Here is a 15,652-nt window from a genome sequence, read left to right on the forward strand (position 1 = left end):
TTCGAAGTTCACTATATTCAGACGGATATAACGATGACAAATTATATCTGCCTCATGGGCGGCGATATAATGAATTTTTTCGTCGGAAGAAGTCTTGATGGCAGCGAAACTCGCTTTGAAACTACGCGTCTGGCACCACGATGAGGTGGCAATGGGGCCGGGCAAGGCCGACCTGTTGGCTGCCATCGGTGAAACCGGATCGATCAGCGCGGCGGCGCGCACCATGGATATGTCCTATCGCCGCGCATGGCTGTTGGTGGACGTGATGAACCGTAGTTTTCGTGAGCCGCTGGTGCAGAGCGCAGTCGGCGGCACGCGCGGCGGCGGCGCGCAATTGACCGAAGCCGGTGTGCGCGTGCTGGAACAATTCCGCGCCATGGAAGCGGCAGCAGTAGCGGCCGCTAACGAGCAAATGGCACCATTGCTGAAGGAGCTGAAGCGCTAACCTGAATGCGGCCACCAGCTTGCGTTAAGGTATAAGACGCTGCATGAGTTCCACAAAGCTGGCGACACTGGCGCTGCGGATAGGATGGCAGGGAATGTTGTGACGGACGCAGGCCTGCTTGGTGACGTGCATGGCGTTGTGGCTGATGAAGTCGACCGGGAAGACCACCAGGTCCGCACGCGGCAGCAAGGTCGGCAGCATCCCCTTACGATCCTCGATGCCGCCGTCGTGCACCAGCAGCTCACCGCCGGCCGCCGCCACCAGTTTGCCAAGCACGGCCGTCGCTCCGGGGCGGCCGCCCACATACACCACACATTTGCCGTGCAACTGCGGCAGCGAGACGCCGGCAGTATCGTCGCCGTCGGCTTTCATCGTTTGCACTAACGCTTGCTCCAGGGCACGCAGCTCCGTGCGTGCCGTTTCCACTTCCTCGCTGGCCTGCTGCACGGACAACTGCAAGGCCGTGTTACGTTCTTGCTCGGCTAGTAGTCTTTGTTCCGTGTCGTTACGGCGCTCGGTGTGCAGCGCCAGTTTCTGGTCGCGGTCCGCCAGCGCGGCACGCAGCTGCGACACTTCCGTCGGCAGTGGATCCGACTCGCTTTGCGCCGGTCGGGTAGCCAACTGCCGCTGCAACCGTTCCATCGCCGCCGTATGTTGCTGGCTCATTTCATGCAGGCGCGTTTGCTGATCGGCGTTGTGCTCCTTGAGGCGTTCGCATTCTTCTTCCAGTTGCACCAGCCGGCGAATGTCGGCGCGGTTGGAGGCTCCGACCAGGTGCGACAGCATGTGAACATCGCCAAAGGCGACTGTGCGAAGGTCGAAGCTGGCCGCCGGATGCGTCATCAGCGCCCAGTAGGCGCCGGGCACGTCGCCGTTCGATAGCGCTTCTTGCCACAGCAGTTTCAACGCGTGTTCATCGTTCGCGGCGCGGAATTTCTTGATGGTCAGCGCATGGCGTGTATCGAGTGCTTTGTTGAGTTCCTTGGCGACCACGCCGCCGTTGGTGGAAAGCTCCACCGCAGTGTGATGGATTTGCAGGTCGGTCGCATGCTTGCGGTCCAGCTGTGGCGCATACCGTGGAATCAGCCGACGCAGTTCCGCCGTGCTCAGGCAAGTGCCGACGATGGAGCAATGGATGTTGGGATCGAGCTCCGCCAGTCGCGCCCGCTTTGCCGGCGCTGCCACTGCCGCCGGGGCGGGCGGCGTGCAGCACGGATCCCAGCGCGCTTCCACCGCAGGCGGAAGCCGGGTGCCAAACACCGGTTGCTGGTCATGCTGGAGCATCGAAAGTCCTTGTGGAGTGCGCTGTATATGCAGAAATATAACGTATCGCGGAGCTCGGCGCCACACCGCAGTATAATTTACTATATAACGCTACTGATCTTTGACTACGGAACCCGAGATGACTTCTTTGCTGTTGCGAGTGGTACTGACGATTGCCCTCGGCTCGGGCCTGGCGGCGCAAGCCCACGATACGCAGCCGCCATCGGCACCTGCCGGTCGCGTGGCGATAGGCGGGGCGGTACAGCAAGCGCAGTCGCTGAGCGTGGAAGACTTGCGCCAGTTCACTGCCGATCAGATTGTAGAATTACGACTCCCGGCCCGCGAGGCTGGTGCGCCGCCCAGCGTGCTGAAAGGCGTGCGCCTGCGTGCCGTGCTGGAACGCGCCAAGGTGCAGACCACCGATCACAACACCGTAAAAAAATTGGTTATCATCGCCACTGCAACGGATGGCTACAAGGTGGTGTTCTCGTGGAGCGAATTGTTCAACACCGAGCTGGGCGACTTGGTGCTGGTGCTGTTCGAGCGCGACGGCAAACCGTTGGCGGCCGCCGAAGGTCCGTTGGCCCTCATCTCGGGCAAGGACATCCGCACCGGACCGCGCCATGTCAAATGGCTGCAGTCGGTGGATGTGCGCCAGATCGTTGACTAGTGAACGTCGAATGCATCAAGCATCCGGTTCATGCCCAAGGCGATTCTAGCTCGCCGTATCGTTGTCTTTACCGTGCCGAGCGGAAGGTCGGCAAGGATCGCAATTTCTGCATGCGATAAGTCGGAGTAATAATGCATGACCAAGAGCTGCTTTTGCTGCTTGGGCAATGCCCTCAGTGCGATGCTCACAGCATCTCGCAACCTGCTGCTGGCATGCTGCGCCTCCGGGTCGGACTCCTCATGAGCCGAAGTTATCCGGGCATCGACATCGGCCGTTCGGTATCCTGCTCGCTGAGAGCGGAGATAGTCGAGGGACCTGCTGCGGCATAGCATCGAAAGCCAAGTGGCTAAACTACTCTTGGCTGATTCGTAGGAGTCGCCGTGCTGCCAAACGAAAGCAAAAACGTCCTGCGTAATTTCTTCGGCGGCCTGACGTGACCGCGTAATAAATTGCGCCTGGGACAATACGGAACGCCATTGCGACTTGTATAAATCGGCCAGCGACACCCAACCGCCCCCTTTGTTCGATCTCTTGCAAATTGCCTCAGGGTGCAGCTCAGCTCGGTGCCTGCGGTCGATTTTGGCGATGCCCATGGAATCTCTCTGCCTTCTTGTCGGACGAATCATGAAATTAGTTTAATGTCGTTCATCAAGATTACAGAATCGCACTTGAGGCCGCCTGCGGTTTTTCCATTGATGGTGCGGCAGCACACCTAATTCATAGCGACAGGAATTTTTTGATGCTTTTTCACAACCGCCGCTCACTGAGCCATTTGGGCAATGCGCAGGAAGTCCTTGGCGTTCAAGGAGGCACCGCCGATGAGCGCGCCGTCGATGTCGGGCATGGCTAGCAGGCTGGCGGCGTTGGAGGCCGTGACGCTGCCGCCGTAGAGGATTTTGGTGGTGGCGCCTACGTGGCCTCGGATCGCCGCATGTGCCTGCTGGGCGACTTCGGGCGAAGCGCTGGCACCGCTGCCGATGGCCCAGATGGGTTCATAGGCGATGACCACATTCCCCAGTCCGGCAAAGGGCAGCGCATGCAATTGCCGCGCAAGGACGGCTTCGGTTTGCCCGCTTTGGCGCTCGTGCAGCGTTTCGCCGATACAAACGATGGGGATCAAGCCGGCGTCAACGGCGCGCTCGGTTTTGCGGGCGATGACTGCATCGGACTCGGCATGGTAGACGCGGCGTTCCGAGTGGCCGACCAGCACATAGGCGCAGCCGAACTCGCGCAGCATGGCGGCCGAGACTTCTCCTGTATAGGCGCCAGCTGTGTGTGCGGACAGGTCTTGCGCGCCCAGCCGGACCTTGCTGCCGGCAAGTAGATGCGCACACAGCGCCAGGTAAGGGTGGGGAACGCAGACGGCTGCCTCACAACCCGCCGCAACGATCTCCGCCAACAGCGCTTTGATGGTCTCGCGGTTGCCGTTCATTTTCCAATTGCCGACGATAAGTTTTCTAGCCAAGTCCATCTCCTATGATGTTGCCCACGCAACTGAACGCGACACGGCATCGTGCCAGCGCGACATGGCCCAGGCGCGGCGGTCGGCGCAGGTCGCTGGTGTGAAGCAACGTTCCACTTGCCAATGACTTTCCAGCTCCTCAATACCTTCCCACAGACCCGCACCCAGCCCGGCCAATTGCGCGGCGCCCAGCGCCGTCGTCTCGATATTCACCGGCCGTAACACGGGAATGCCCAGTGCATCGGCCAGCAACTGCAGCAGCAGGTCGCTTCGAGCGCCGCCGCCGTCAACCCGCAGTTCGCGCAGCGCCACGCCGGAATCGGCCTCGATGGCGCGCAACACGTCCACGGTCTGGTAGGCGATGCCGTCCAGCGCGGCGCGTGCAATGTGGTGCCGGGTCGAGCCGCGATGCAGGCCGAGGATGGTGCCGCGCGCGTACGGGTCCCAGTGCGGTGCGCCAAGTCCTGAGAAGGCCGGTACCAGCACCACGCCATCCGCATCGGCCACCATGCCGGCCAGTTGTTCCACCTGGCTGACTTCGTTCACGATGCCGAGCCCGTCGCGCAACCATTGCAAGGTGGCGCCGGCCATGAAGACGCTGCCTTCGATCAGGTGCGTGGTGCGGCCGCCCAGGCGCCAGCCGACGGTGGTCAGCAATTGGTTGGCCGATGGCGCCGGCACGTCGCCGACGTTCATCAGCAGGAAGCTGCCGGTGCCGATGGTGTTCTTGGCGCTGCCACGCTGATGGCAGGCCTGGCCGAAGGTGGCGGCCTGCTGGTCGCCGGCGATGCCGGTGATGGGTATGGCGCAGCCAAGCAAGTCGGCCGAGGCGGTGGCGATGTGGCCGCTGCTATCGACGATTTCGGGCATCACTGCGACCGGTATGTCGAACAGCGCCAACAATTCCTCGTCCCAGCGTCCGGTGTGGATGTTGAACAACATGGTGCGCGAGGCGTTGCTGGCATCGGTCACGTGCGCGCCGCTGAGCTTGTAGACCAGCCAGCTGTCGACTGTGCCGAAGGCCAGCTCACCGCGCAGTGCGCGCTGGCGAGCGCCGGGGACGTGGTCCAGCATCCATTTCAGTTTGGAGGCGGAGAAATAGGCGTCGATCACCAGCCCGGTTTTCTCGCCGATCAGCGATTGGTAGCCGTCCCGGCGCAGCGCGTCGCAATACGCGGCGGTGCGGCGGTCTTGCCAGACGATGGCGTTCATCAGCGGCTGTCCGCTGGCGCGGTCCCACAGGATGGTGGTTTCGCGCTGGTTGGCCAAGCCGATGGCGCGCACTTGCGTGGCGCTCACGCCGCAGCGCTCCAGCACTTCACGCGCCGCTGTCAATTGCGAGTGCCACAGTTCGTTCGGGTTGTGTTCCACCCAGCCCGGCTGGGGAAAGATCTGGCGGATGTCGTGCTGCGCGCAGCCGGCCACACGGCCTGCGGCGTCAAACAGCACGGCGCGCGAGCTGGTGGTGCCTTGGTCGAGCGCGAGGATGTAGTCATCCATGCCGGCCTCCTGCGGCGAGAACAGGCGTCTGGCGCAGATGGCGTTGCATCCAGGCGTCGATCAGGCGTGCCGCACCAGGCGGTGCTTGCAGGCCCAGCTTGGTGCGCCGCCACAGCACGTCGTGGGCGCTGCGGGCCCATTCGGCTTCCATGAGATAGCGCAGTTCGCCTTCGTGCAGGCCGGGCGATAGGGCGACGCCGAGGTCGGCCAGCGATTGACAGCCGGCCAGCAGCTTGTGCACGCGTGTGCCGTAGGCGCGGGTGTAGCGCTTGGCCAGCGTGGCGGGGAGCCATGGATATTGGCGCTGGATGCGTCCGATGAAATCGTCAAAGTTCAGGACCGAGGCATTGGCGGGCGCGGCGCCGAGCACGTCGCCGCCGGGCAGGCAGGCGACGGCGGTCCACGCCGCGCCGGGCACGGGTATCATGCCGGCGATGCGGTTCAGGGCTTCCTCCGCCAGTTTGCGATAGGTGGTGACCTTGCCGCCGAATACAGACAACAGCGGCGCGGCGCGCGTGTCGGTCAGCAGCTCGTAGTCGCGAGTGACGGCGGCCGCGTTGCCGGCGCCGTCATCGAGCAGCGGGCGTATGCCGGCATAGCTCCACACCACGTCCGCCGGGCCGATCTGCTTGCGGAAGTAGCGGTTGCTGATGTTGCACAGGTAGGTAGTTTCCTCGGCGCTGATGGTTACGCGGCGCGGGTCTTCCGTGAATTCCACGTCGGTGGTGCCAATCAGCGTGTAGTGCTGTTCAAACGGCAGCGCGAAGACGATGCGGCCGTCGTCGTTCTGGAACAGATAGGCCTCCTCATGCTCGAACAGGCGCGGCACCACGATGTGGCTGCCCTTGACCATGCGCAGCTTGCGCTGGCTGGCGATCTGCGCTTGTTGCAACAGGTCGAGCGCCCAGGCGCCGGTGGCGTTGACCAGGCAGCGTGCTTCCACCGTGGTGGTGGTGCCGTCCTCGGCGCGCAGGCTGGCGTGCCAGGTCTGGTTGCTGGCATGGAGAGACACGCAACGAGTGCGCGGCAAGATGGTGGCGCCGCGCTCGTGCGCATCCAGCGCGTTGAGCACCACCAGCCGGGCATCGTCGACGGCGGCGTCGGAATACATGAAGCCACTGCGCAGACCGGCCGCCAGCGCTTGTCCTGTCGCGTGCGTGCGCAAGTCCAGCGATGCCGATCCGGGCAGCAGTTCACGCCGCGCCAGATGGTCGTACAGGAACAGCCCACAGCGCAGCATCCATGCCGGACGCAGTCCCGGCAACTGCGGCAATACAAAGCGCAGCGGCCGGATCAGATGCGGCGCCGAGCGCATCAGCACTTCGCGCTCGCGCAGCGCCTTGCGCACCAGCCCAAGTTCGCCGTACTGCAAGTAGCGCAGGCCGCCGTGGATCAGTTTGGAGGAGGCGGATGAAGTATGCGCCGCCAAATCATCCTGCTCGCACAGCACCACCGACAAGCCACGGCCGGCGGCGTCGCGCGCGATGCCGGCGCCGTTGATGCCTCCACCCACCACCAGCAGGTCGCAGCGCAGCACGGATGCGGTTTTCATCATGCCACCGCCGCCGTCGCATGTCCCAATGATTCGCTCAGCATGGCGCCGAACTCCAGGCTGCCGACCGCCGTCTGGCCGCCGTCGATCGGCAAGACGGCGCCGTTGATGTAGTCGGCCGCGCCGCTGGCGAGGAACAACGCGAACGCTGCCACCTCGTCGCGGCTGGCGGCGCGGCCCGATGGGATGCCGCGCAGCAGACGGTCCCAGCTGCGCTGGCCGTCCGGCGCCAAGCGGCGCATGCCTTCCGTATCGCCCACCGGTCCGGGCGCGATGCCTAGGCAGCGGATGCCCACCGCGCCCCATTCGATGGCCAGCGTGCGGATCAGCATGTCGATGCCGGCCTTGGCGGCGCACACATGGCTTTGCGTGGCCGTCGGCAGCCGCGACTGGATGGCGGAGATGGCCAGCAGCATGCCGCCCGGCTTGGACAGGAATTCATGCGCCGCGTGGGCGGTGTTGAAGGTGCCGATCAAGTCGATATCGATCACCGTGCGGAAGCCGCGCGCCGACATGTCCACCGCATTGGCGACGAAGTTACCCGCCGCGCCGGCCACGACGATGTCGAGCCGGCCGAAATGCTGGTGCGTGCGGAACAGGGCGGCGTAGATCTGGTCGTGGTCGCGCACGTCGGCCGACAGGCCTATCGCTTGCCCGCCGGCGGCGCGGATGGCCGCCGCAGCCAGCTCCGCCTTGTCCAGGTTGCGGCCGACGATGGCAACCGCCGCGCCGGCCGCAGCGTAAGTCTCGGCGATACGCTGGTTGATGCCGCTGCCGCCGCCGGTAATCAGGGCAACTTTGCCTTTCAGCAGGCCGTCGACAAATATCTGGGTCATGTTCATTCCTTTGCGTTGGGGCGCACGGGACCGCCAGCGGCGCCTTGCGGCGCTGCTGTCCGGTACTGTGCAGGGGAAGGGATTGCTAGAGTGAGGCGGTCACCCGGTCGCACCAAGCCACCAGATTTGTTATGACCTCGGCGCGGTTGGTTTCGTTCAGCACTTCGTGGCGTGCGCCGCCGTAGACGTGGGTGGACAAGTCCTGCACGTCGGCTTCACGTAGGCGCCGCACCAGCGGATCGAACCAGGCCAGCATGCCGTTCACCGGGTCGTGGTCGCCGGTGAAAAGCAGCAACGGCAAGTCCTTGCGCATGCGCGCCAGCTGCGCCGGATCGGCCGTGCTGTTGCCGACATCGAAAATGGAGAACAGCGACGGCAAGGTTAGCGCAAAGCCGCACAGCGGATCGGCCATGTAGGCGGCCGGCACTTGCGGATCGCGGCTCAGCCAGTCCACCGGCGTTTGCGCATCGGCCACTGTGGCGTTGGCGCTTTCCACCGTCCAGCCGGAAACGCGCGGATCGAGTAACTCCAGCGCGGTGGTGCCGGACAGCGCGCAGCCGTCCAGCAGTGCGCCGTGCTCCAACAGGTAGATCTGCGCCGCCATCGAACCCATGCTGTGGGCCAGCATCAGCACCGGCAGGCCGAAGTGGCCAGCGCGCGCGTGCCGCGTGACCACCGCCATATCATCCACCAGTCCCTGGAAACCGCGCGCGCCAAAGTCGCCCAGGCTGCCGTCGTCCAGCGCTGCCTGGCCGTGGCCACGGTGCTCGCTGGCGATGACGCGGTAGCCGGCCGCCATCAATGCGGCGGCCACGTGCTCGTAGCGCACCGAATGCTCGGCCATGCCGTGGACGATCTGCACCACGCCCTTGATCACCGGGCCGGACCACGAGATGACGTGGATGGCCCGGCCGTCATTGGCGCCGAGTGTGTAGCGTTCCATTTTGATGCTCATGCTGGTCTCCATGCTTTTAGTAACGGAAGGTGACGTCGATACCGTAGCGGCGCGGGTAGGGCACAGGCGTGAACTTGGTCTGCGACGTGGCGTCCAGCACGATACCGGTCGGATTGCGGTTGTCACTCAGGTTTTTACCATAAACGGCGACTTCCACCTTTTTCGACGGCGACAGCAGGGCGATGCGCGCCGATACGTCCCGCGTCGCACCCACGCGCGAGTTGTCCGCGTTGGTGGCCAGGAAGTACTGCTCGCCGATGAAGCTGGCGTCGCCATGCACGGTCAGCAGGTAGGCGTTGACCGGGATGCTGTAGTCGATGCCGACGTTGCCGGTGTAGCGCGGCGCTTCGATCATGCGCTTGCCGGACAGGTCTGCGCCGTTCAGGATCAGGGTGCGGTACTTGCCATCCAGCAGGCCCAGGCTGGCGCTCAAGCGCAGTTGCTTGTTCACCTGCAGGAAGCTCTCGATCTCCATGCCGGTGATGCGCGACTGGCCGGCGTTCACCAGTTGCTGGTTGCCGATGCCGATCACGTTGAGGAACTGCTGGTTGCGGAAGTCGTAGCGGAAGGCCGATACGTTCAGGGTCAGCTTGTTGTCCAGCATCTGCGATTTGACGCCGCCTTCGTAGGAGTTCAAGTACTCCGGCTTGGCCACGTTGAGGTCTGCCGCATTGGTCAGCGCGCCGCCGTTGAAGGCGCTGCTGCGGTAGCCGCGTGCATAGTGGGCGTACAGCATCAGGCTGCGGGTCAGCTTGGCGTCGACGCCGAGACGGCCGGTGGGCTTGCGGTCGTCGTAGCGCAGCTCCGGTTGCACCGGAATCACCGGCGTTACGCGGAAGTCGGCCAGGCGGCCTTCGTCACGCGTGTAGCGCACGCCGCCGTAGATGCTCCAGACTTTGTCGATGTCGTAGGTGCCGTCGATGTACAGCGCGGTGGAGCGGCGCTCCTGCAGGTATTGCTGGTTCAGGATGGGCAGCACCGGCGGGCCGCCGAAGATGGTGTAGGTGGTGCCGATGTCGACGTTGTCGCGCTGATGGTACAAGCCGGTGATGAACTGGAACGGGCCGTCAAACGCGGTGGCAAAGCGCAAGTCCTGGCTGAACTCATGGTTGCGTGAGTGGAAGTCGATGTGCAACAGCGGGTCCATGGTACCGTCGGCATCGACCAGGTTCTGGAAGCGGCCGTTGAGGAACGAAGTGATCGAGGTGATGGTGCCCAGGTCGGTGCTTTTGTTCAGGGTCAGGTAGCCGCCGGTTCCGCGCACGGCGATTTCACCGGAGCGGTCGTCCGCCACTTCGCGGTCGCCCAGCGGCTGGCCGTTGAAGGGATTGATGCGCGGATTCTTGCCGTTGGCGTTCAGGCCGCCGGCCAGCATGCCGGTATTGACCACGCCGATGGCGTCCGGATTGCTGTTCACGCCGAACAGGCGCAGCGTCCCATTCAGGCCGTCGCCGTCCTTGTAGGCCAGTGTCAGGCGCGCGGCCTTGCGGTCGATATTGGACAAGTCGTGGCCGGCGGGATTGACGTTCTTGACGTAGCCGTCCGAGTGCGCGCCGGTGAAGGCGAAGCGCGCGGTCAGACGGTCCTCGACCAGCGGCACTTCCACCACGCCCTTGGTTTCGCGGTAGCCGTCGGTGCCGGCACCGACGGTGATCTCCGCTTCCTCCTTGAAGCGCGGACGCTTGGAGATGAAGTTGACCGCGCCGGCCGTGGTGTTCTTGCCGAACAGCGTGCCTTGCGGGCCGCGCAGCACTTCAACACGTTCAATATCAAAGATTTGCGCGCCGCCCAGGTATTGGGCGCCGATATAGACTTCGTCAAAAAACGCGCCGGTCGGCGAGATGGCGTTGAGGTTGAATTCGGAAGTGGAGATGCCGCGCAGCGAGAACTTCGGCTGCGATTCGTCGCCCAGGGTCGACACGCGCAGGTTGGGCACCAGGCGGGCCACTTCGGTGCCGGTGTCGATCTTGGCGCTGGTGAGCGATTGCGCATTCATCACGCTCACCGACACCGGCACGTCCTGCAGGCGCTGCTCGCGCTTTTGCGCGGTGACGACCACGGTGTTGACGTCGGCCGCTTCCGCCGGAGCGGTTTCCGGTGCCGCCTGCTGCGCCTGTGCCGACATTGCCAGGCCCAGTGCGGCAACGGTACACATTTCTTTTGTGCTGATCATGTTTGTCTCCTTCTTTGTTGTGGTTGTAATTTTTATGTTTTCAGATGCTGGCGAAACTGTTCACGTACACGGTGCTTCAGAATTTTTCCCGTGGGGCCGAGCGGCAGGCTGTCGACGAACACCACGTCGTCCGGTATCCACCACTTGGCCACCTTGCCGTCGTAGAGGGCGAGCAGTTCGGCGGGATCGATGTCCGTGCCGGGCTTGCGCACCACCACCAGCAAAGGACGCTCGTCCCACTTGTCGTGCGCCACGCCCACGCAGGCGGCCAGTTGCACCTGCGGATGCGACATGGCGATGTTTTCCAGGTCGATGGAACCGATCCATTCGCCGCCCGACTTGATCAAGTCCTTGCTGCGGTCGGTGATCTGGACATAGCCGTCGCTGCTGATGTGGGCCACGTCGCCGGTGGGGAACCAGCCGTCCTTGACGGCGCTGCCGGGCGGATGGCCGTAATAGGAATCCACCACCCACTGGCCGCGTACTTGCAGGTGGCCGCAGGTGGCGCCGTCCCATTCCAGTTCGTTGCCTTCGTCGTCGGCGATGCGGGCGTCCAGGCCGTAGAGCACGTGACCTTGCTTTTGCAGCAGTGCGCGCAGTTCTTCCGGCGGCAATTCCGCGTGCTGCGCTTGCGGCGTGCAGACGGTGGCCAGCGGCGACAGTTCCGTCATGCCGAAGGCGTGGATGACTTGCATGTCGTAGTCGTCGCGCAAGCTGTCCATCAGCGCCGGCGGACAGGCGGAGCCGCCGATGACCACGCGTTTAAACGTGGTAAATCGTTTGCCTTGTTCCCGCACGTAGTTCAGCAAGCCGAGCCAGATGGTGGGCACGCCGGCGGAGAAGGTCACCGCTTCCTGTTCACACATAGCGTGCAGCGCGGGTCCACTCAGCGCCGGTCCCGGCAACACCAGCTTGGCGCCGACCAGCGCGGCGGAGTAGGGCAGGCCCCAGGCGTTGACGTGGAACATGGGCACCACCGGCAGGATGCAGTCGGCGGCGGACAGGTTGAAGGCGTCCGGCGCGACCTGCGCGTAGGCGTGCAGCACGGTGGAGCGGTGCGAGTACAGCACGCCCTTGGGATTGCCGGTGGTGCCTGAGGTGTAGCACAGGCCCGAGGCGGCGTCTTCGTCGAAGACGGGCCAGCTCCAGTTGTCGGCGTCCGGCGCGAGCAGGGCTTCGTAGCTGAGTAAATTTGGAATGCCTTCAATGCCTTGCAGCGCGGCCTCGTCGCCCAGCAGCACGTAGCCTTTGATGGCGGGGCAGTGCGCAACCAGCTCTCGCACTTGCGGCGCGAAGGAGCGCTCGAAGAACAGGTAGTGGCTGCCGGCGTCGTTGAGGATGTAGGCCAATTGCTCCGCATGCAGGCGCGGATTGAGCGTGTGGATCACCGCACCCATGCCGGAGATGCCGTAGTACAGCTCCAGGTGGCGGTAGCCATTCCAGGCCAGCGTGGAGATGCGGTCGCCCATGCGGACATTGAGTTGCTCCAGTGCGCGCGCAAGGCGTTGCGAGCGTTGGTGGCAGTCGTGCCAGGTGTAGCGATGCACGTTGCCGTCGTCGCCATGCGACACAATTTCGCGGTTGCCGAAATAGCGGTCGGCGTGGCGCAGCAATGAGGAGATCAGCAAGGGCCGGCGCATCATCTGGCCGGGAAGGGGGCTGCGGCTTAATTCGGGCATGCGTGTCTCCAGGCGCACGCGCTGTGATCGGAAGGTCTAATTCTTCCTCACTGCGGTGCGCGTTTTCGTTTAGTATTTATTTAGGGTCGAACTTGTTAGGTGTGACTGTAAAGACGGCGCCAAGAACCGTCTTGCTTCTGAAAGCCAAGTTTTTGACCGATAAAGACAATCTGGAGACGAAGTGTATGGAACAACCCACCACGGCCGGATCGTGGCTGATTGGTATCTGGGAGATGCTGCTGACGATAGGACTTGATCCGCAGCCGATATTCGCGCGCGCCGGTATCGAGGAGGAGAGCTTCCGCAATCCGCATCAGCGCATCGCCAGCGACAAGCTCAGTATGTTGTGGAATGTGATCACCGAAGTATCGGGCGACGAGGCGGTGTCGCTGGCCGCGTCGGAGCAACCGCGCCCGGCCACGCTGGATCTATTGATGTACACGATGATCACCGCGCCGACCATGGAGGCGGCGCTGCAGCGCTTCATTCGCTACATCCGCATCATCAGCGATGCGGCGGTGTTCTCGCTGGAGCCCGATGCGGAGGGCGCGCAGTGGCTGCGCCTGACCATCAACGGCGGCGAGCTGGCGGTGCCGCGTCAGCGCTGCGAGTTCGTGCTGATCACCATCCTCAATATTTGCCGCTGGATCGCGAGCAAGCAAATCAATCCGCTGGCGATCGAACTGGCGCATGTGGAGCCGGGCAGCACGCAGATGCATGCGCGGGTGTTTGGCGGGCCGGTGCGGTTTTGCGCGGCCCACAATGGCTTCCTGTTGTCCGCCGCCGACCTGCATGCGCCGCTGCCGGCGTCGAACGCGGCCTTGTCGGCGCTGCACGAGCGGTTTGCGGTGGAGTTCCTGGATAAGATGGATCAGCAGCGCTTTGCGCCACGCGTGCGCGAAGTGATCGTCCGCTGCCTGCCGGATGGTTCGCCGCCGCGTAGCGTGGCGGCAGCGGCGCTATGCATCAGCGAGCGCACCTTGCAGCGCCGGCTGGAAGATGAAGGCACTTCCTACAACGATCTGCTGGATGAAACACGGCGTGACCTGGCACGCGAATATCTGGCCAAGAAGCAGATGGCGCTGGGACAGGTTGCTTTCCTGGTCGGCTTTGCCGATCAGAGCACGTTCTGCAGGGCTTGTCAGCGATGGTTCGGCACTTCGCCTAAGGAATTCCGCAAGAAAAAAAGTAGTTCAACGTGAGTTATCTCGTCGAAGAAAGCGTTCACATGAAGAATATCCGGGTCTTACTGGCGGTCAGTTGTGGACTTATATTTTCATCCTCGGCATGGGGGCAAATTCCTGCGCCTGCCACTTCCCCTGCTGAGGTCAAAAACATCGGGAAGCAGTTGGTTGGTGTGTGGAGATTGACGCGGTATGTCGATACGCCTGCGGGAGCCGCGCCGATTTATGCGTTTGGTGAGCATCCAGTGGGCCAGTTTATTTTTACCAGCGATGGAAATTTCTCCATCAACATCATGCGGAATCCTCCTGCGCCAAGCACAGCATCGGTTGATATCGAACCTGACGCCTGTATTCCCGCCTGGTATTGCTCGTACTTTGGCACGTATCGTCTTGCGGAAGGTGGGCGCCAATGGATCGCGCTGGTTGAGGGCGGGAACATCCCGACATACGTCGGAACGCACCAAACAAGGACTTTCGAATTGCTCGGCAACCGGCTGGTAATCTCGGAAAGCTATGAAGAAGCAGGGCGTACAGTGCGGGCGGAGCGGGTTCTTGAACGCACGCCACCGATATAAACCGTGGATTAGACGGCGCCAGCAAGTTCCGCAATCCGTCACTTCTTCTTGCTGACCTGACGCGCGGTGTCATGGTACTGCCATAGCACGTTGACGATCTTCCATTCGCTGCGCTGGTTTTTATACAGGTGCATATAGTCGATCCACTCGTCGGCGGTCAGCTTGACGGTGGCCACGCGCTGGTCGACGTCCAGGATCTTGATGTCTACGCGTGGCTTGGCGGGGAATTTGGTGCCGTCCTTGTTATAGTTCTTGGCGACCTTGACCATCGCGTCGTAGTCCGTGTTCATGACGAATTCCGACCCGTCTGCCGCCTGCCAGTAGGTGCGCTTGGCCAGCTTGGGGTCCAGCCCGCGCTCCATGCGCACTGGGTCGGCTTGGTGTTGCGATTCGATGTAGTCGCGTACCGCAGCTTCGATCAGCTGATTGTCGGTGGCCTCGGTGGCCTGCGCCAGCAGCGGCGCGGCCGCGAACAGAAGTACCAGAAAGCAGCGTTTCATGAATCACCTTGTGCAGTAGGTAAGAGGCCCATGAAAACATAAAACCCAACCTCATGCAATCTGCACGATGCCCAATTGCCTCGGGCTTGCGACTAGCTCAAAGCATAGGTGGCGAAGAAGACTACGATTGCGAAGCCAATAAATGCCAGCGTCCCACGGACGAAAAATCGGCCGATAGCGGCGACGGCGTTCACAGCTTTATTGGCAGACTTTTCTCCCGGTTTTCTCCACTGCTGAACGGCGAAGACTGCTGAAGAAAAAATAAAAATAAGGAACGTCAGTCCCAGCGCCACGATGATTGTTCTCATTTATTTCAACACCAGAACGAGACTACCCACCGCGACGCAAAGCGATGTCCCGGCGATGATCAGAGACCACATGAGCTGCGTTCGAATCCTGGCGATATTCGAGACCAGGTTGGCGTTTTGATCGGCCAGCGTTGTGATTAGCTCGGACGCGGACAACATCTGCGAATTCAACGAGGCGATCGATTCCTCGTGCTGCTTGATGGCCGTGGCCACGGCGTCGGCGCCCGCATCCAGAGCCTGCGGCGGCTTGTCGGCCGACCGGTTCGACACCGCCTGCCACAAGCTGCGCGCGCCGCCCGCCACCTTGGGCGCTGCGCTGAGGACGTCCTGCCACGGAACGTTTTGTAAGATTGCGAGCCAGCCGATTGCCATCGTAGATTACCTTAATTGATTCCGGGAAATATTATTGTAGAGGCAAGTGGAGTGGAAGTAAATGCAAGCGAAAACTCCCCCTGCCTCCAGTATTGCAAGGCACACGAAGAAATGTTGTCAAACAACATCAATCGTGCTCGGGCTAATTATTGTCTTGAGTATAATTTGCGAAGTCACA

Annotated in this window: 16 protein-coding genes; 4 read left to right on the forward strand and 12 right to left on the reverse strand. The window is 62.6% G+C overall.

Translation table 11 applies throughout. The annotated features are described in order from the left end of the window. Positions 1-97 precede the first annotated feature (97 nt). The gene (locus tag ACXZ1M_RS22690) at positions 98-445 is read left to right on the forward strand and encodes a winged helix-turn-helix domain-containing protein (RefSeq protein WP_459049871.1); all 348 of its coding nucleotides are present in this window, start codon (positions 98-100) and stop codon (positions 443-445) included. A gap of 24 nt (positions 446-469) precedes the next feature. Here the strand turns inward: ACXZ1M_RS22690 and ACXZ1M_RS22695 are convergent, their stop codons facing one another. Then, positions 470-1,729 carry a DUF2325 domain-containing protein gene (locus ACXZ1M_RS22695; protein ID WP_459049872.1) on the reverse strand — a complete coding sequence of 420 codons (1,260 nt, stop codon included), beginning with the start codon at positions 1,727-1,729 and terminating at the stop codon, positions 470-472. A gap of 118 nt (positions 1,730-1,847) precedes the next feature. Here ACXZ1M_RS22695 and ACXZ1M_RS22700 point away from each other — a divergent pair, with 118 nt between their 5' ends. After that, positions 1,848-2,378 carry a molybdopterin-dependent oxidoreductase gene (locus ACXZ1M_RS22700; protein WP_459049873.1) on the forward strand — a complete coding sequence of 177 codons (531 nt, stop codon included), beginning with the start codon at positions 1,848-1,850 and terminating at the stop codon, positions 2,376-2,378. Here the strand turns inward: ACXZ1M_RS22700 and ACXZ1M_RS22705 are convergent. The 8 genes from ACXZ1M_RS22705 to ACXZ1M_RS22740 form a co-directional block, all read right to left on the reverse strand. Then, a complete protein-coding gene (locus tag ACXZ1M_RS22705; RefSeq protein WP_459049874.1) occupies positions 2,375-2,971 on the reverse strand; it encodes an RNA polymerase sigma factor in 597 nt (198 codons plus the stop codon). The genes ACXZ1M_RS22700 and ACXZ1M_RS22705 overlap by 4 nt on opposite strands. A 167-nt stretch (positions 2,972-3,138) precedes the next feature. Then, positions 3,139-3,849, reverse strand: a complete 711-nt coding sequence (tpiA, locus tag ACXZ1M_RS22710) for a triose-phosphate isomerase (RefSeq protein ID WP_459049875.1) — start codon at positions 3,847-3,849, stop codon at positions 3,139-3,141. Between the two features lie 3 nt (positions 3,850-3,852). Further along, a complete protein-coding gene (glpK, locus tag ACXZ1M_RS22715; RefSeq protein ID WP_459049876.1) occupies positions 3,853-5,340 on the reverse strand; it encodes a glycerol kinase GlpK in 1,488 nt (495 codons plus the stop codon). Beyond that, positions 5,333-6,895 (reverse strand): glycerol-3-phosphate dehydrogenase, encoded by a 1,563-nt coding sequence (gene glpD, locus ACXZ1M_RS22720; protein WP_459049877.1) that lies wholly within the window; start codon positions 6,893-6,895, stop codon positions 5,333-5,335. The genes glpK and glpD overlap by 8 nt, the downstream gene beginning before the upstream one ends. Beyond that, a complete protein-coding gene (locus ACXZ1M_RS22725; RefSeq protein ID WP_459049878.1) occupies positions 6,892-7,728 on the reverse strand; it encodes an SDR family oxidoreductase in 837 nt (278 codons plus the stop codon). Before ACXZ1M_RS22725 ends, glpD begins: the two co-directional genes overlap by 4 nt. An 85-nt stretch (positions 7,729-7,813) precedes the next feature. Further along, positions 7,814-8,683: an alpha/beta fold hydrolase gene (locus ACXZ1M_RS22730; RefSeq protein ID WP_459049879.1), complete on the reverse strand. Its 870-nt coding sequence runs from the start codon at positions 8,681-8,683 to the stop codon at positions 7,814-7,816. A gap of 16 nt (positions 8,684-8,699) precedes the next feature. After that, complete coding sequence (locus ACXZ1M_RS22735; protein ID WP_459049880.1) at positions 8,700-10,856, reverse strand: TonB-dependent receptor; 2,157 nt, start codon at positions 10,854-10,856, stop codon at positions 8,700-8,702. Between the two features lie 32 nt (positions 10,857-10,888). Beyond that, on the reverse strand, positions 10,889-12,535 hold the full coding sequence (locus ACXZ1M_RS22740; RefSeq protein WP_459049881.1) for a 3-(methylthio)propionyl-CoA ligase: 1,647 nt from the start codon (positions 12,533-12,535) through the stop codon (positions 10,889-10,891). Positions 12,536-12,720: 185 nt separating this feature from the next. On the opposite strand from ACXZ1M_RS22740, the gene ACXZ1M_RS22745 reads away from it, so the two are divergent. Together ACXZ1M_RS22745 and ACXZ1M_RS22750 are read left to right on the forward strand one after the other, a co-directional pair. Continuing rightward, entirely contained in the window at positions 12,721-13,737 is a 1,017-nt protein-coding gene (locus ACXZ1M_RS22745; RefSeq protein WP_459049882.1) for an AraC family transcriptional regulator, read from the forward strand. Further along, complete coding sequence (locus ACXZ1M_RS22750) at positions 13,734-14,294, forward strand: lipocalin-like domain-containing protein (protein WP_459049883.1); 561 nt, start codon at positions 13,734-13,736, stop codon at positions 14,292-14,294. Before ACXZ1M_RS22745 ends, ACXZ1M_RS22750 begins: the two co-directional genes overlap by 4 nt. A 38-nt stretch (positions 14,295-14,332) precedes the next feature. Here ACXZ1M_RS22750 and ACXZ1M_RS22755 read toward each other — a convergent pair whose 3' ends face one another. The 3 genes from ACXZ1M_RS22755 to ACXZ1M_RS22765 form a co-directional block, all read right to left on the reverse strand. Beyond that, positions 14,333-14,794, reverse strand: a complete 462-nt coding sequence (locus tag ACXZ1M_RS22755; RefSeq protein WP_459049884.1) for a nuclear transport factor 2 family protein — start codon at positions 14,792-14,794, stop codon at positions 14,333-14,335. Between the two features lie 92 nt (positions 14,795-14,886). Next, on the reverse strand, positions 14,887-15,102 hold the full coding sequence (locus tag ACXZ1M_RS22760) for a hypothetical protein (RefSeq protein ID WP_459049885.1): 216 nt from the start codon (positions 15,100-15,102) through the stop codon (positions 14,887-14,889). Beyond that, positions 15,103-15,474, reverse strand: coding sequence for a hypothetical protein (locus ACXZ1M_RS22765; RefSeq protein WP_459049886.1), 372 nt, complete (start codon positions 15,472-15,474; stop codon positions 15,103-15,105). Positions 15,475-15,652 lie beyond the last annotated feature (178 nt).

The sequence above is a fragment of the Duganella paludis genome (assembly GCF_054461335.1).

Excerpts from the sequence above, each read along its gene's own strand:
- ACXZ1M_RS22690 (WP_459049871.1), top strand. The coding sequence starts at position 98 with ATGGCAGCGAAACTCGCTTTGAAACTACGCGTCTGGCACCACGATGAG.
- ACXZ1M_RS22695 (WP_459049872.1), bottom strand. The coding sequence starts at position 1,729 with ATGCTCCAGCATGACCAGCAACCGGTGTTTGGCACCCGGCTTCCGCCT.
- ACXZ1M_RS22700 (WP_459049873.1), top strand. The coding sequence starts at position 1,848 with ATGACTTCTTTGCTGTTGCGAGTGGTACTGACGATTGCCCTCGGCTCG.
- ACXZ1M_RS22705 (WP_459049874.1), bottom strand. The coding sequence starts at position 2,971 with ATGGGCATCGCCAAAATCGACCGCAGGCACCGAGCTGAGCTGCACCCT.
- tpiA (WP_459049875.1), bottom strand. The coding sequence starts at position 3,849 with ATGGACTTGGCTAGAAAACTTATCGTCGGCAATTGGAAAATGAACGGC.
- glpK (WP_459049876.1), bottom strand. The coding sequence starts at position 5,340 with ATGGATGACTACATCCTCGCGCTCGACCAAGGCACCACCAGCTCGCGC.
- glpD (WP_459049877.1), bottom strand. The coding sequence starts at position 6,895 with ATGATGAAAACCGCATCCGTGCTGCGCTGCGACCTGCTGGTGGTGGGT.
- ACXZ1M_RS22725 (WP_459049878.1), bottom strand. The coding sequence starts at position 7,728 with ATGACCCAGATATTTGTCGACGGCCTGCTGAAAGGCAAAGTTGCCCTG.
- ACXZ1M_RS22730 (WP_459049879.1), bottom strand. The coding sequence starts at position 8,683 with ATGAGCATCAAAATGGAACGCTACACACTCGGCGCCAATGACGGCCGG.
- ACXZ1M_RS22735 (WP_459049880.1), bottom strand. The coding sequence starts at position 10,856 with ATGATCAGCACAAAAGAAATGTGTACCGTTGCCGCACTGGGCCTGGCA.
- ACXZ1M_RS22740 (WP_459049881.1), bottom strand. The coding sequence starts at position 12,535 with ATGCCCGAATTAAGCCGCAGCCCCCTTCCCGGCCAGATGATGCGCCGG.
- ACXZ1M_RS22745 (WP_459049882.1), top strand. The coding sequence starts at position 12,721 with ATGGAACAACCCACCACGGCCGGATCGTGGCTGATTGGTATCTGGGAG.
- ACXZ1M_RS22755 (WP_459049884.1), bottom strand. The coding sequence starts at position 14,794 with ATGAAACGCTGCTTTCTGGTACTTCTGTTCGCGGCCGCGCCGCTGCTG.
- ACXZ1M_RS22760 (WP_459049885.1), bottom strand. The coding sequence starts at position 15,102 with ATGAGAACAATCATCGTGGCGCTGGGACTGACGTTCCTTATTTTTATT.
- ACXZ1M_RS22765 (WP_459049886.1), bottom strand. The coding sequence starts at position 15,474 with ATGGCAATCGGCTGGCTCGCAATCTTACAAAACGTTCCGTGGCAGGAC.